Source organism: Citrobacter sp. Cpo103 (assembly GCF_030332605.1).
Taxonomy (GTDB): Bacteria; Pseudomonadota; Gammaproteobacteria; order Enterobacterales; family Enterobacteriaceae; genus Citrobacter; species Citrobacter portucalensis.
In genome coordinates this window covers 24,953-39,827 of the sequence record NZ_JAOWHO010000035.1, presented here as the reverse complement: position 1 = coordinate 39,827, position 14,875 = coordinate 24,953, and the positions used below count along the sequence as shown (strand labels likewise).

Annotated in this window: 12 protein-coding genes and 4 tRNA genes; 1 reads left to right on the top strand and 15 read right to left on the bottom strand. The window is 52.4% G+C overall.

Annotated elements, in window-relative coordinates; genetic code table 11:
- Position 1 precedes the first annotated feature (1 nt).
- Positions 2-1,201, top strand: a complete 1,200-nt coding sequence (hemY, locus tag OGX89_RS16805) for a protoheme IX biogenesis protein HemY (protein ID WP_048215221.1) — start codon at positions 2-4, stop codon at positions 1,199-1,201.
- A 455-nt stretch (positions 1,202-1,656) separates the two neighbouring features.
- Here hemY and OGX89_RS16800 read toward each other — a convergent pair.
- The 15 genes from OGX89_RS16800 to wecA all read right to left on the bottom strand — a co-directional run bounded on the left by OGX89_RS16800 (position 1,657) and on the right by wecA (position 14,692).
- Positions 1,657-1,733 (bottom strand) — tRNA-Pro (locus OGX89_RS16800).
- A gap of 41 nt (positions 1,734-1,774) precedes the next feature.
- Positions 1,775-1,860 (bottom strand) — tRNA-Leu (locus tag OGX89_RS16795).
- Between the two features lie 20 nt (positions 1,861-1,880).
- Positions 1,881-1,956 (bottom strand) — tRNA-His (locus OGX89_RS16790).
- Between the two features lie 56 nt (positions 1,957-2,012).
- A tRNA-Arg gene (locus OGX89_RS16785) sits at positions 2,013-2,089 on the bottom strand.
- 102 nt (positions 2,090-2,191) lie between these two features.
- The gene (gene thrP / locus OGX89_RS16780; protein ID WP_003828980.1) at positions 2,192-3,577 is read right to left on the bottom strand and encodes a bifunctional threonine/serine APC transporter ThrP; all 1,386 of its coding nucleotides are present in this window, start codon (positions 3,575-3,577) and stop codon (positions 2,192-2,194) included.
- A gap of 278 nt (positions 3,578-3,855) precedes the next feature.
- Positions 3,856-4,596 carry a lipopolysaccharide N-acetylmannosaminouronosyltransferase gene (wecG, locus tag OGX89_RS16775; protein WP_003828982.1) on the bottom strand — a complete coding sequence of 247 codons (741 nt, stop codon included), beginning with the start codon at positions 4,594-4,596 and terminating at the stop codon, positions 3,856-3,858.
- Positions 4,596-5,951, bottom strand: coding sequence for an ECA oligosaccharide polymerase (gene wzyE / locus OGX89_RS16770; RefSeq protein ID WP_286560811.1), 1,356 nt, complete (start codon positions 5,949-5,951; stop codon positions 4,596-4,598). The genes wecG and wzyE overlap by 1 nt, the downstream gene beginning before the upstream one ends.
- Positions 5,948-7,027, bottom strand: a complete 1,080-nt coding sequence (locus OGX89_RS16765; RefSeq protein WP_063941784.1) for a TDP-N-acetylfucosamine:lipid II N-acetylfucosaminyltransferase — start codon at positions 7,025-7,027, stop codon at positions 5,948-5,950. The genes wzyE and OGX89_RS16765 overlap by 4 nt, the downstream gene beginning before the upstream one ends.
- The gene (wzxE, locus tag OGX89_RS16760; RefSeq protein ID WP_126957725.1) at positions 7,024-8,274 is read right to left on the bottom strand and encodes a lipid III flippase WzxE; all 1,251 of its coding nucleotides are present in this window, start codon (positions 8,272-8,274) and stop codon (positions 7,024-7,026) included. Before wzxE ends, OGX89_RS16765 begins: the two co-directional genes overlap by 4 nt.
- 1 nt (position 8,275) lies before the next feature.
- On the bottom strand, positions 8,276-9,406 hold the full coding sequence (gene rffA / locus OGX89_RS16755) for a dTDP-4-amino-4,6-dideoxygalactose transaminase (protein ID WP_003828992.1): 1,131 nt from the start codon (positions 9,404-9,406) through the stop codon (positions 8,276-8,278).
- A 4-nt stretch (positions 9,407-9,410) separates the two neighbouring features.
- Positions 9,411-10,088 (bottom strand): dTDP-4-amino-4,6-dideoxy-D-galactose acyltransferase, encoded by a 678-nt coding sequence (rffC, locus tag OGX89_RS16750; protein WP_126957727.1) that lies wholly within the window; start codon positions 10,086-10,088, stop codon positions 9,411-9,413.
- A complete protein-coding gene (wecC, locus tag OGX89_RS16745; protein WP_126957729.1) occupies positions 10,085-11,347 on the bottom strand; it encodes a UDP-N-acetyl-D-mannosamine dehydrogenase in 1,263 nt (420 codons plus the stop codon). Before wecC ends, rffC begins: the two co-directional genes overlap by 4 nt.
- Positions 11,344-12,474 carry a non-hydrolyzing UDP-N-acetylglucosamine 2-epimerase gene (gene wecB / locus OGX89_RS16740; protein ID WP_032934208.1) on the bottom strand — a complete coding sequence of 377 codons (1,131 nt, stop codon included), beginning with the start codon at positions 12,472-12,474 and terminating at the stop codon, positions 11,344-11,346. The genes wecC and wecB overlap by 4 nt, the downstream gene beginning before the upstream one ends.
- A 55-nt stretch (positions 12,475-12,529) precedes the next feature.
- Positions 12,530-13,576 carry an ECA polysaccharide chain length modulation protein gene (wzzE, locus tag OGX89_RS16735; RefSeq protein ID WP_126957731.1) on the bottom strand — a complete coding sequence of 349 codons (1,047 nt, stop codon included), beginning with the start codon at positions 13,574-13,576 and terminating at the stop codon, positions 12,530-12,532.
- A 12-nt stretch (positions 13,577-13,588) separates the two neighbouring features.
- Positions 13,589-14,692: a UDP-N-acetylglucosamine--undecaprenyl-phosphate N-acetylglucosaminephosphotransferase gene (gene wecA / locus OGX89_RS16730; protein WP_032945680.1), complete on the bottom strand. Its 1,104-nt coding sequence runs from the start codon at positions 14,690-14,692 to the stop codon at positions 13,589-13,591.
- Positions 14,693-14,875 lie beyond the last annotated feature (183 nt).

Sequence of the window (14,875 nt, the reverse complement as noted above, 5' to 3'; positions counted from 1 at the left end):
GATGCTAAAAGTATTGTTGCTCTTTGTGCTGTTGATCGCCGGGATCGTCGTCGGTCCGATGATAGCCGGTCATCAGGGTTACGTGCTGATCCAGACGGATAACTACAATATCGAAACCAGCGTGACGGGCCTGGTGATCATCCTGATCGTCGCCATGGTCGTCCTGTTTGCGATTGAATGGCTGTTGCGCCGAATTTTCCGCACCGGCGCACATACCCGTGGGTGGTTTGTGGGTCGTAAGCGTCGTCGCGCCCGTAAGCAGACCGAACAGGCGCTGCTCAAACTGGCAGAAGGTGACTATCAGCAGGTTGAGAAGCTGATGTCGAAAAATGCCGATCATGCAGAACAGCCGGTAGTGAATTACCTGCTGGCGGCAGAAGCGGCGCAGCAGCGCGGTGACGAAGCGCGCGCCAACCAACACCTTGAGCGTGCTGCCGAACTGGCCGGAAATGATACGATCCCGGTAGAAATCGCTCGCGTTCGCCTGCAACTGGCGCGCAATGAAAATCACGCCGCACGCCACAGCGTAGACAAACTGCTGGAAGTGACGCCACGTCATCCGGAAGTACTGCGTCTGGCTGAGCAGGCTTACATTCGCACCGGCGCATGGAGCTCCTTGCTGGATATCATCCCATCCATGGCAAAAGCGCATGTGGGTGATGACGAGCACCGCGCCATGCTGGAACAACAGGCATGGGTTGGTTTGATGGATCAGGTCCGCGCCGATCAGGGCAGCGAGGGGCTGCGTGCATGGTGGAAAAACCAGAGCCGTAAAACCCGTCATCAGGTTGCTTTGCAGGTAGCGATGGCTGAACATCTGATTGAGTGTGACGATCACGATACGGCTCAGCAGGTCATCATTGATGGTTTGAAACGTCAGTACGATGACCGCCTGGTGCTGCCGATCCCGCGTCTGAAAACCAATAACCCGGAACAGATAGAAAAAGTGCTGCGCCAGCAGATTAAAGCCGTGGGCGATCGCCCGTTGCTGTGGAGTACGCTGGGTCAGTCGTTAATGAAGCATGGGGAATGGCAGGAAGCTACGCTCGCCTTCCGTGCCGCTCTCAAACAGCGCCCGGATGCCTATGACTACGCCTGGCTTGCTGACGCACTGGACAGACTGCACCAGCCGGAAGAAGCCGCCACCATGCGCCGCGATGGCCTAATGTTGACGCTGCAGAACAACAATCCCCCGCAGTAACTCCTGAATGCCCGGTGGCGCTTTCGCTTACCGGGCCTACATATTTTTCAATCGTATAAACAAAATCCTTCGAGAAGTCGCTCGAAGGATTTTGTTTATGCATAAAAAAACGCCCGCTCGGTAAGGAGCAGGCGTTAAACAGGTCTGTATGACAACATAAATGGGTGCTTCACTCAACGTTATGTCCATGGTGTTTGATGAGGCTTGAGCGACATCTGTCTGTGGACGATAAGCACCGTAAACGGCTCTGCATCATTCCTGAGTTTATGAGGCCAGATGGCGAACATAAGAGATGGAATGAGCATCTACCCGCATATTATTGCACAACGCATGCCACGATTGCACTGCAAAAACCAGGTATTCGGACTTTTTAAGACTTCAGGAAATTCGCAGGTGTGAAGGCTAAGAAGGGAAAATCTGAAAACAAAAAACCCCGCCGAAGCGGGGTTCAAAATTGGTCGGCGAGAGAGGATTCGAACCTCCGACCCACTGGTCCCAAACCAGTTGCGCTACCAAGCTGCGCTACTCGCCGTTTTACTGCTTTTTGAATTTTTAGTTCAATTCTTTAAGTCGTGGTGCGAGGGGGGGGACTCGAACCCCCACATCCTAAGGACACTAACACCTGAAGCTAGCGCGTCTACCAATTCCGCCACCTTCGCATTTCACAACTTTAAATTAATGGGGTGGCTAATGGGATTCGAACCCACGACAACTGGAATCACAATCCAGGGCTCTACCAACTGAGCTATAGCCACCACTGCAAATCTTTTACGCGGTATTAAAACCACCGCAGCTCTGGCACCCTACTAAATGGTGCGCCCGACAGGATTCGAACCTGAGACCTCTGCCTCCGGAGGGCAGCGCTCTATCCAGCTGAGCTACGGGCGCTTAGCGCCGTTGCGGGGCTGGATATTACGGAGGTCTCGGTCTTCTGTCTAGTGCTTTTTTAAAATAAATTATCGTTTGGTCATGGTTTGTGCGTTTTGTCGCTTATTCCCGCAATTTATGGGCTGTGCCATGACGATTCAGACCAAAAACCTTATAAATGAGCGTCACGGCCAGTAAGAAACCCATGCCAACAAAAAGCGACATTCGGGTATCTTCATTAAAGTACATGCCAATTAATACGCAAATCAGGAACGCCATCGTCAAATAATTCGCCCACGGGAACAGAATGGAGCGGAATGGATGACTGGCAATCGCCGCTTTATGCGCCTGACGGAAACGCAACTGGCTTATCAGGATCACAAACCACGGCACCATCCCCGGCAACACGCTGGCACTATAGACATAAACAAACACGCGCTGCGGGTTAGGAATGATGTAGTTCAGGCATGAGCCAATCAGCAGGATCGCGATAGAAATAGCCACTCCGGCAACCGGCACGCCATGGCGTGATACTTTTCCAACAACGGCAGGAAGCTGGCGATTCTTTGCCAGCGCGTAGAGCATACGCCCACAGCTGTACATGCCGCTGTTACAGCCAGACAGCGCCGCCGTCAGCACCACAAAGTTAATAATCCCTGCCGCAGCAGTAATACCAATCTTGGCAAAGGTGAGCACAAACGGGCTACCGTTGCTGCCAATCTCATTCCACGGGAAAATAGTGACGATGACAAAAATCGCACCAACGTAGAAAATCAGAATGCGCCACAACACTTTACCCACCGCGCTACGCAGCGTGACCTGTGGATTCTTCGCTTCCCCTGCAGTGATGCCGATCAGCTCCACGCCCTGGTAAGACGCCACAACAATACACAATGCCGTCAGGAAGCCCTTCCAGCCCCCAGCAAAGAAGCCACCGTGCTCGGTCAGGTTGCCAAAACCAATCGCCTGGCCGCCATTGCCGAAGCCGAAGAAAATCACCCCAACCCCAATGACGATCATCACAATGATGGTGGTCACTTTGATCATGGCAAACCAGAACTCAATTTCACCATACAGGCGAACCGCAGCGAGGTTTGCCAACGCAACCAGTCCGACTGCGATCAGTGCGGGTATCCATTGTGCCATTTCCGGGAACCAGAACTGTACGTACACCCCGATGGCGGTAATCTCTGAGATCCCCACCGCCATCCACATAAACCAGTATGACCAGGCGGTAAGATAGCCAAAGAAGGGGCTCATATAACGGTGGGCGTAAACAGCGAATGAACCGGCAACCGGCTCGAGGAATAACATCTCCCCCATAGAACGCATGATGAAAAAGACGAACAGCCCGGCGACGATATACGCCAGCAGAACTGAAGGTCCCGCCCATTTAAGGGTACTGGCGGCCCCCATAAATAGCCCAACGCCAATAGTGCCCCCAAGGGCAATTAATTCGATGTGACGAGCCTCCAGCCCACGCTGTAGCTCAGGTTTGTTCTCGGCCATAAATCCTCTTGTTGTGTTTGCATGCTGCCCGGTATTACCGGTTCTCGTTATGGGTACATCTTGTTATGCCATAACAGGCCATACGGCACCGACCGCTTAACGGTTGGCGCCAAACACACCATGGCACTGCAATGATTGTTGCGAATGGTTTCCTAAAATCGCTTAAATGGCAATTAAAGCATTCAAAAAATAAATAGATTGTGCGAGAAAGCAGCGATAATGTTGTGAATAAGTAGCGTAATTAGCAGATCACGCTACTTACCAGAGGAGAGAGGGCGTCAGAGGTTGCCGGTATAGTGCCAGCGGAGATAGCGTAATAAGCGAAGTTGTCGAGTAATACGGCTCGGCTGCGACAATAAGCGATACAGCCACTCCAGCCCCAGATTTTGCCAGATTTTAGGTGCGCGCTTAACGTGACCGGTAAAGACGTCGTAGGTACCTCCCACGCCCATATACAGCGCGTCAGGGTGAGTCTTGCGGCAATCACGCATAAAGATCTCTTGTTTTGGCGAACCCATCGCCACCGTCACAATTTGCGCACCGCTGGCGTGAATACGCTCAAACAACGCCTGACGCTGCTCTGGGGCAAAATAACCGTCCTGACTACCCACAATGTTCACGCGCCACTGCGCACGTAGTTTTGCTTCTGTTTGCGCCAGAACTTCAGGCTTGCCACCAACCAGGAAAACAGGCGTTCCGTTTTGCCCGGCTCGCGCCATCAGCGCTTCCCAAAGGTCAGCTCCGGCCACGCGTGAAACCTGTGCCTGCGGGAATTTTTTGCGCACCGAACGCACCACGCTAATTCCATCCGCATATTTGAACTCCGCGGCGTTGATCAGCTCCCTCACTTCAGGGTTATCTTCTGCTGTCAGCATCTTCTCAGCGTTGATAGCCACCAGCGTTCCTGACCTGAGGTGTCCTTCGGCAAACAGGTAATTCAGCGCATGTTGCATATCGCGCCAGCCAATCAGTTGTAATCCGCGCAACGAATACAGCGGCGCAGTTGTGTTATCTGTCATTACGATCCTTCAATCTGTGTCCGGGGCAGCGATTTGATTCGTTTATGGATGAGTCCCGCGCTATCGAATAGCCAGAACAGCAGTTTTGCCACCAGTAGGCAAACGCCGAAAATCACGAGGAAAAAGACCACTCGTGAGACAAACGAATCCAGCCCTTCACGTGCCAACACAATCATATTGAAAATGGCGCCAAAACAGAAACTGTGCAAAATCGCCGCCTTATATCGATTGGTTTCTCGGTTACCTAGCTCATACAGCCAGTCGAACCACTTGATGATGAGCCCAACAACAATCGCGCCTAATGGTATAAACAGCGCCCCGCCCATCACCACCAGTGAACCAATTAACGTCGGCGAAATCGCCAGTCCTGAGTGGTTGTTCAACACTTCCCAGGTAAAGTAGTTCGCTGAGTTGAGTACAATACTCGGCCGCCCAGGCCACAGCCAGGAGGGGATAAAGACGTAGAAGTCACGGACGATCGGCGCCAGCCCCTGGAACTCAATATTGTGGTAATTCTGCAACAACAGCGCCAGGTTCTCCCACGGCGAGAAGGTGTCGCGCGTAAGGTACAGGAACGTATAGAACGCCTCATCGCCGCTAACGCTCATTCCGTAGCGCTTCAACGCCAGCCAGAACATCCCGACAATGCCCAACAGGCCTGCAGCGGCCAACATCCACAGCGAAATCCAGCCGCGAATAATGCCGATAAACAAGAAGATGGCAAACGCGATAATGATATTGGCCCGCGTCCCACCCACAATCATATAGGTCAGCAAACCAAACGTGACGGTACTCACCAGGAAGAACACCCACGCTTTGCTGTCCTGACGTAAGAAATAAACCACCAGCATTGCCGGAATGAAGAAGTAGAAGAAACGCTTCAGAGCGACGCCAGAGACTTCACTGGAAAAAATCTGGCTATAGGATTGCAGTCTGAACAGCAGGAATCCGTTGTGCATAAAGAAGATGCCCACGCTCACCAGCGCAATCGCCATCAGGATAACCCAGGTCAAATGGGCTTCAACGCGATTGATGGTAAACAGCGGCCTGCGCGGCTTATCATCTACTCGTTTGCGCAAGCGCGTTTTATACGTCACGTAGTAGACGGCATAGAAACAGGCGGCTGACAGCAAGGCCTGTAGAAGGATCTCCGGCGGAGCCACTGCCACATCAAAGCGGAACACCAGGATGCTGGTTAACGGGAATCCGAAGAAGAACGTCAGCAAGAACAACAATGAGAAGAAAACATTGAAGTTAAAACGCACGCGGCGGAACTCAAACCAGGTCAGCGTGGCGATAAACAAGGTGGAGAGCAGCCAGACCACCAGAAGACCGCTGAATTGCATCAGGCTCATACGGTTTCTCCTGAAGCAATGCGCAGCGCGTTGTGCCACGGCTGCAGATAATTCGGGCTAAAGAAGGTAATAGTATTTTTATCTACCGATGCCAACTGGCGCTGCGCTTCACGTACGACGCCTTCATTGAGATCATCAGTGGTAAATAACACCGGAAGATTTTGTTCCACCATATCCTGCCAGAAGGGATTTTCACGGTTGAGCACGCATGGGATACCCGCCTGGATCAGCAAACACAGGGTACCGATTCCCTGTTGACGGGCAAAAATAAAGTAACCCAAATCACACTGCCGCAATAATGTTAGATAGGCATCAAATTCCAGCTTTTCACTCAAAATTTGCAGATTGTCAGCGCTAAATAACGCCAGACCGGCCTGACGAACCTCATCGATATAGGCCGTATTATTGGCGGGATAACCCATTGGCACAATCACATTCACCGTGTCGCCAAACTGCTGATGGACGGCGCGAAGCGCGGCAACATGCTCATTGCTGCGATCGCCAGAGTTGCCAACCAGCACCGTCATCTTGCCGCTGCGCTGGCAATCATTGCTCATGTTATTGAGTGAAGGGTCCATTCGCGTTGGGAAATAGAGCAACTCACCCCGCACACGGGGATGTTGCTCGGCGAAATAACGTAAATCGCCCCGTGTGGCAAACACGCAGCCCACACGATTCTGTGCCATGCGGCGAATCGGGTAAAACAGGCGGAATTTCAGCCCACTGGAGACTTCGTATAAATCAGCGCCCCAGATATGCCAGTAAAACTGCGCCGGTTTAATCCCGCCACTCAGCAGCGCCAGCCACAGGCTGGTGTTGAACTGACCGTGGAAGAAGAAACGCTGCTGGCGATCCGCTTTTGCTTTCGCGATCACAGCGTCAGCAAGCGCCTTTTTCCCGCTGTAGAAGCTTAGCGATAACGCCGGGCAGCTCTCACTGAGTCCCGCATCCTGACCGGCAACCATAAACGTGCGCGCATGCTCGCTCGTCGCAGCCAGCGAGTCGTTGAAAAACCGCAGCACGGTTTGGTTATGGTGAGGGATATCCGATCCCAGAACGTGAATCAGTACAGTCATGCCCGCCTACGCCAGAGTAAAAACACGCCACAACAAAGAGAAAAATAGACGATGTACGTTGCCATATAAGCCTGTGCCGCTCCCAGCGCACCGTGTGCAGGGATCAGCCAGTGAGCAAACACCGTCAATAACATGAACTGGCTAATTTCAGCCAAAATATAAAACCGCAGCGATGCTTTCGCGATCACCAGATACCCAAAGACATACGCCCCTACTTTCAGTACATCGCCGACCAGTTGCCAGGCAAACAGATCGCGCATGGCGGTGAATTTTGCGGAGAAAAGCAGCCAGATCGCAAAATCACGCAGCAACCAAACAGTAAAGCTCGCAGCGGCAACCGCCGGTAACACGAACTTCAGCGACTTAACCACCTCGCGCGTAATGTCGCGCTTTTCGGTCAGTCGAGACAACGTCGGAAGCAAGTAAACGCTGAATGAGGCGGTAATGAATTGCAGATAAGCATCAGAGATACTGCTTACTCCCTGCCAAATCCCCACATCATCCCAACTGTACTGCGCCGCCAGCAGGTTTCGCATCATCACGTATGCCACAGGCAGCGTTACGGAGGTAATCAGCGCCATCAGGGTAAACTTGCTTAGCTGTCCAGCCAGACCGTTATCCCACGAGGGTTTCAGGTAATGCAGGGGAATTGCCCCACGCTTAATCAGCATAATAGCGGCGGGGATAACGACCAACGCGGGCACTAACGCCAGACCCAGCAAAGCGCCTTCATACCCTCCCAGGCGATAACAGCCATAATAAGCCACTACGCCCACCAGGCTACCCACAATCAGCGACAGCGCGTTACCCGCCGCATCGCGAAAGCCCTTCATCAACGCCAGCAGCAGGTTCGCCCAGGCAATACCCATCTGCACCAGCGCAACCAGTCTTACCAGCCCCTGATAATGAGTATGGCCAAACAATCCCTGACTGATTGGCGCGGCCGCCAGCAGAAAAATCACCGCCATCAGCGTAGAGAATCCGAGCACCATCGCGGAAGATGTACCGACTACCTTACGGAGCTGGGTCGGATCGTCATGGTGCTGCGCAACATATTTCGTGACGCCGTTGAAAATGCCGGCCCCCGCCAGGACACCAAGCACGGTGACCATCTGGCGGAAGTTACCCGCCTGCCCCACACCTGCCGGGCCAAACGACACCGCCAGCAGCTTCACGACCAGCAATCCTGCACCAATTTTTACCAGCGTACTGGCTGCCGTCCATAAGGACGCTTTAGCAAGCGACATATCAGGCGAAGTAGTTGAGTAAGGTCGAAATGACCGTTCGCTGGTTTACTGGCGACAGGTTGTAAAACAGCGGCAAGCGCAGCAGACGCTCGCTCTCTTTAGTGGTGAAACGATCAACACCGGCAAATACGCCGAATTTATCGCCAGCCGGACAATCATGTAGCGGGATATAGTGGAACACCGCCATAATTTCAGCTTCTTTCAAGAAGTTAATCAACGCCGTGCGATCGTCGATATCGCGCAGCTTGATATAAAACATATGGGCGTTTTGCACGCAGCCGTCCGGGACAGAAGGTAGCTCGATACGTCCGGCACGCGCCAGCGGTTCGAGAGCATCATAGTAGTTCTGCCACAGCGCCAGACGCTGCTGGTTAATACGGTCAGCCGCTTCCAGTTGCGCCCACAGATAGGCAGCCTGCAGATCGGACATCAGATAGCTGGAGCCAATATCACGCCAGGTATACTTATCCACCTGACCGCGGAAAAACTGGCTGCGGTTAGTTCCTTTTTCACGGATGATCTCTGCACGTTCGACTAATTTTTTATCATTAATCAGCGTCGCACCACCTTCACCGCCTGCGGTATAGTTTTTGGTCTCGTGGAAGCTAAAGCAACCGATGTGACCAATCGTCCCCAGCGCCCGACCTTTGTAAGTCGACATGACGCCCTGGGCCGCATCTTCCACGACAAACAGGTTATGTTTGGTCGCCAGCGCCATGATGGTATCCATTTCACAGGCTACGCCCGCGTAATGCACCGGAACGATAGCGCGGGTCTTGTCGGTGATCGCCGCTTCAATCAGCGTTTCGTCAATGTTCATGGTATCCGGGCGGATATCAACAAAGACAATTTTCGCACCGCGCAGCACGAAAGCATTGGCCGTGGAGACAAACGTATAGCTCGGCATAATGACTTCATCGTCAGGCTGGATATCCAGCAGCAATGCCGCCATCTCAAGCGATGCGGTGCAGGAAGGCGTCAGCAATACTTTCTCGCTGCCAAAATGCTGTTCCAGCCACTGTTGGCAGCGACGGGTAAAACCACCGTCGCCACACAGCTTGCCGCTGTTCATCGCAGACTGCATGTAATCGAGTTCAGTGCCCACCACCGGCGGTGCGTTAAATGGAATCATCGTGTCACCTGTATAACCAATACGCGGTGCTTTCCACATTCGCACCACTGTGTATATAGCGTTTAAGCGCGGCGGTATTGCCCATTTGGGTCGCCACGCGCAATGTTGTTTTACCGCGAGCCTGCGCCCAGCAAAGGGCAGCCTGCATCAGTTCTGCTCCCGCCCCACGCCCGGCCAGCAGGCCAATTCGCGCCTCGGTCGCATTCAGTTCACGCAACGAGACATAGCCACGAATATCACCAGCCGGTGTACGAAAAACGAGGCATTGATGATCGAACGTCCCCAGCACCGCGTTTTCAATCCACTGCGCGTAAAAACGCGCGCTGGCATCTGCGGCATACCACGGGGCGCGAAAACGACTTTGCGCGAACGCCTGTCCTGCCAGTTGGCGTAATGCAGGGATATCCGTAGTTTGTGCGACCTGCGCACCGGGGTCGTCGCTGACACACATCACTGGCATTACGAAATCCACTTCACCTTCAACCAGTGAGAAGCCCAACTGTTGCAGGGCGTCTAATTCTTGGGTATTGGCGGCAGGAATTTTTGCCTGTACCCGCGACCAGGGCTGCAACACATCCGCAGTCAGAACCGGCGCGTGTTGGTCAAAACGCACAATGGCGCTATTCACGCCAAAGAACGTATTTTCCCAGCTAAGCGGCTCAATACTGGCGCGGATTTTCACCGCCAGACCCCTTTGGTATCAACGATATATTGCTGGTGAACCGCATCGCCTTTAATGGCTTTAAATTCATTATGGTCGACCAGCAAGACCAGCACATCGGCGCTTGCCAGGGCATCGTCCAGCGCTGCCAGTTGGCACAGACCGTCCAGTTTTTTCGGCAGTTGATGGATGTTCGGTTCCACCACCAATGTTTCGCCTTTGTGCCAATGCGCGATGCTTTGCGCAATTCCCATCGCCGGGCTTTCACGTAAGTCATCAATATTCGGTTTAAATGCCAGACCAAAACAGGCAATTTTCACTTCGCTGGCTCGTTTATTGGTATCCGCCAGACAGTCGGCCACGGCAGCTTTTACCTGATCAACCACCCAATGAGGCTTACCGTCGTTTACCTCACGCGCGGTGCGAATCAATTTCGCCTGCTGCGGGTTCTGCGCCACGATAAACCACGGATCAACCGCGATACAGTGCCCGCCAACCCCCGGACCCGGTTGCAAAATATTCACGCGCGGATGGCGATTTGCCAGTCGAATCAGTTCCCAGACGTTGATCCCCTGATCGGCGCAAATCAGCGACAGCTCATTGGCGAAGGCGATATTGACGTCACGGAAGCTATTTTCAGTCAGTTTGCACATTTCCGCCGTACGGGCGTTGGTCACGACACATTCGCCCTCAAGGAAAATGTTGTACAGTTCGCTAGCACGCGCGGAACAGACGGAGGTCATTCCCCCAATCACGCGGTCGTTTTTAATCAGTTCAACCATCACCTGGCCCGGCAGCACGCGCTCTGGGCAATAAGCAATGTTAACGTCCGCGTGTTCACCGACTTGCTGCGGGAAAGTCAGGTCAGGACGCATTTCAGCCAGCCATGTGGCCATCTGTTCAGTGGCCCCGACAGGCGACGTCGATTCAAGGATCACCAACGCGCCTTTTTTCAGCACCGGTGCAAGAGACTTGGCTGCGGCTTCCACATAAACCATATCGGGTTCGTGCTCCCCCTTAAACGGAGTAGGCACAGCAATCAGATAGGCATCCGCATCTACAGGGGTTGTGGTCGCACGCAGAAATCCATTTTCGACCGCCTTTTTCACCACTGCGCCCAAATCTGGCTCAACGATATGAATTTCACCGCGATTAATGGTATCCACCGCGTGTTGATTTACATCTACGCCAATCACATGCTTTTGACGGGAAGCAAAGGCAGCCGCCGTCGGCAGTCCGATATAACCCAGCCCAATGACAGAAATGGTCGTAAAACTCATAGCGATATCCGATTATTTTTTAACGCGTGTAAAATGCGGCCACATGCCTGCCCGTCACCATACGGATTATGGGCGCGGCTCATGGTCTGATATTCATTGTCGTCATGCAGCAAACGCGTGACTTCTTCGACAATACGCTGCGGGTCGGTCCCTACCAGACGTACTGTGCCTGCAGTAATCGCTTCCGGACGTTCCGTCGTTTCGCGCATCACCAGTACGGGTTTCCCCAGAGATGGGGCCTCTTCCTGAATCCCGCCAGAGTCGGTAAGGATCAGCCAGGCGTGATTCATCAGCCAGACAAACGGCATGTAATCCTGCGGTTCAATCAGGATGACGTTTTCAACGTGACCCAGAATGCGATTAACCGGTTCGCTGACGTTAGGATTCAGGTGCACCGGATAGACAATCTGTACGTTCTGATTGGCCGCAGCAATTTCCGCCAGCGCATGGCAAATGTGTTCAAAACCGCGACCGAAGCTTTCCCGACGATGACCGGTCACCAGTATCATCTTTTTATCCGAACTCAGGAATGGGTAATGCTCTGCCAGTTCAGCTCGCAATGCATCGCTCGCCAGTACGCGATCGCGTACCCAGATCAACGCATCAATAACCGTATTACCTGTAACGAAGATACGGCTATCAGAAATGTTTTCTCGTAACAGGTTTTGGCGCGAGTTTTCTGTTGGTGCAAAATGATACATCGCCAGATGCCCGGTCAGCGTACGGTTCGCCTCTTCCGGCCAGGGAGAGTAGAGATCGCCTGTACGTAAGCCTGCCTCCACATGCCCTACCGGGATGCGCTGATAGAACGCGGCCAGGCTAGTAGCAATGGTGGTTGTGGTATCGCCGTGAACTAACACAACGTCAGGTTTAAAATCAGCCAGAATTGGCTTTAATCCTTCCAGTATTCGGCAGGTAATTTCTGTTAGTCCCTGACCTGGCTGCATAATATTGAGATCGTAGTCAGGTACAATGGAAAAGAGGTTCAACACCTGATCGAGCATCTCCCGATGCTGCGCCGTGACGCAAACTTTTGCCTCAAAATCAGGATCTTTTGCCAGCGCATGAACCAGAGGTGCCATTTTTATGGCCTCCGGTCGCGTGCCAAATACAGTCAGTACTTTCACATCGATTCTCTTCGGATTGGCAGTGAGGGCCCAGCCCCTCACTGCAACGATATTGCTAAATCGTGCGGCGACGGGTTAACGCGACACCGGCACCGATCAGAGCCCCAACGATACCCCACATAATCATCAGGAAGGCACGACGAGGGCTGTCACGTTTTACCGGTTCCTCCGGCGTACGCAAATAACGATAGGTCTGAAAACGCGGATCCAGAGTTGGCCCAACGTTCAGTGTGTTAAGCATGGCTCGGTTTTGGAAGTAGTCCAGATCGAAATCGGGACCAACAGATTGCAGGTTTTCGAGTCGTGCCTGCAGCATAGGACGTCCAAGCAAAAACAGTTCAGAATCGGGTAGCTCTTCAGCCGGAACGTCAGTGGAAGTACGCGAAATATTATGCTGTTCAGCAATTTTGAGAGCCTGCTCAATGTTGTGAACTCGGCGAGAGAAAATCGATTTCGCCACTTCTTCCTGGCGTTTAACCTGCGCCTTCATCTGCACAGTGCGCGCAGCCCAGGCTCCCTTTAACTCGTCGTTCAGATGACGCGCCGCACGCTGACTGGCAAACGCGACGTACTGACGCAACAGATTGTTGGCATCAGGTGCCGTTTCGGCAATCAGCTTCACGCTGTCATTGGTATTACGAACCGCATCGCCGGGCATAAACTGAATGTTATTAATCAGTTCATCCAGCATCGCCGCATCGGCTTTACTGTTACCCACCATACGTTGCTTGTAATAATCAGTCTGCTGCCAGAATTCACGGCGCGTATCCCATGAGGCAAGCTGCATGATAAATTCTTTATAGGCCTCATCCATCACTGACGGCTGATCCGCAGATGCAAGACTGGCCTTGATGTCCAGGTTACGTAAGAACTGCTGCTGAGAGTAATAGCCGCCCAACATATTAACCGTTGGCCTGTCTGAAATCGCCGTCGCGCTCCACTCCTGACGAGCAAAAAACGTATAGGCGAGAGCGACTAACGCGAAGGCGAGAGCCATACCGATGATCCACACCTTCCCTGTCCACAAAGTACGAAACAACCCACGGATGTCCAGTTCATTTTCAGCGCTCATGGCATGTTCCCCCGGTAATGGTTGTGTCATCGTACCCTCAATTTATTTGGTTAAGTTTGGTTTACTGTCACGGTTTCTACGCAACTTGCGCTTCCAGCGTTTGATAAATCTCGCTACCTTCCAGGCACGTTTAATACAATAGTCGTACAAGACAAATGCCAGTAAAAAGAGCACCAGCATCACCCATTCCGGAACGACCCGAGAATATTCAGCCAACACGCCGATAGAAGCCAGGATCGCAGCAGCCAGCGTAATCAGGACAAAAGCCTGTCGGGAGGTAAACCCGGCACGCATGATTAAATGGTGAATATGTTGACGGTCCGGGGAGAAAGGGCTCATGCCTTTACGTAAACGACGATACATGATCGCCACCATATCCATTAACGGAATAGCAATAATCCACAGTGCGGTGACCGGACTAATAGGATGCGTTTTACCTTGAGTGGTCTCCAGCAGGATCCAGATGACCGTAAAGCCAATCAGCGTACTCCCCGCATCGCCCATAAAGACCTTATAGCGCCGTCCGAGAATACCCAGGTTCAGCATGATGTAAGGCAGAATGGCGGCGATCATGGCAAAACACCAGATAGCCAGGCTTGTCTGGCCGTCAAACCACAAGATAAGCCCCATTGCGGCGAATGATACGCTGGATAGCCCGCCTAACAGACCATCAATCCCATCCACCATGTTAAAGGCGTTAATTGCAGCCCAAACGGCGAAAAGGGTAAGGAAATAGCCAAAAGGACCGAGCACCATCTCCCAAGGGCCAAAAATGAACCCAAGGCTCAACAGATAGAGCTTACCTACCGCCATCATAATGATGCCGATGATAGCCTGGATGGTCGCACGGATTTTTACACTGATATCAAAGCGGTCGTCCAGTGCACCGATAAATACCAGTACACCAGCACAAGCCAGGTAGAGAGTTGCATGCGGGATATAATAATCGGCGATGAGGAACGTAAAGCAAATGCCTGCGTAAACCGAAATCCCCCCAACCAACGGAATCAGTCCCTGATGACGTTTGCGGAAGTTGGGTTTATCCACCAATCCTATCTTTTTCGCAACCTTACGGGCAAAGAAAAGAAACAGCGTTGTGAATAAAAAAATACTGATGAGATCAGTACTTGCTGTCAGTAAATTCACTATACATACTCTCAAAGAATATCAATATATGAAGTATAACCATCCAGGCGATTATTCAGAAGAGAAACCCGATTCCATATCAGGTGGTTCTGTATGATTATTAACCACAAAATACGAATTACAACCCTTCGTCGCCAGGCGGTATGTCATACCGGATTATTATTATTGTGTCGTTAAGATTAC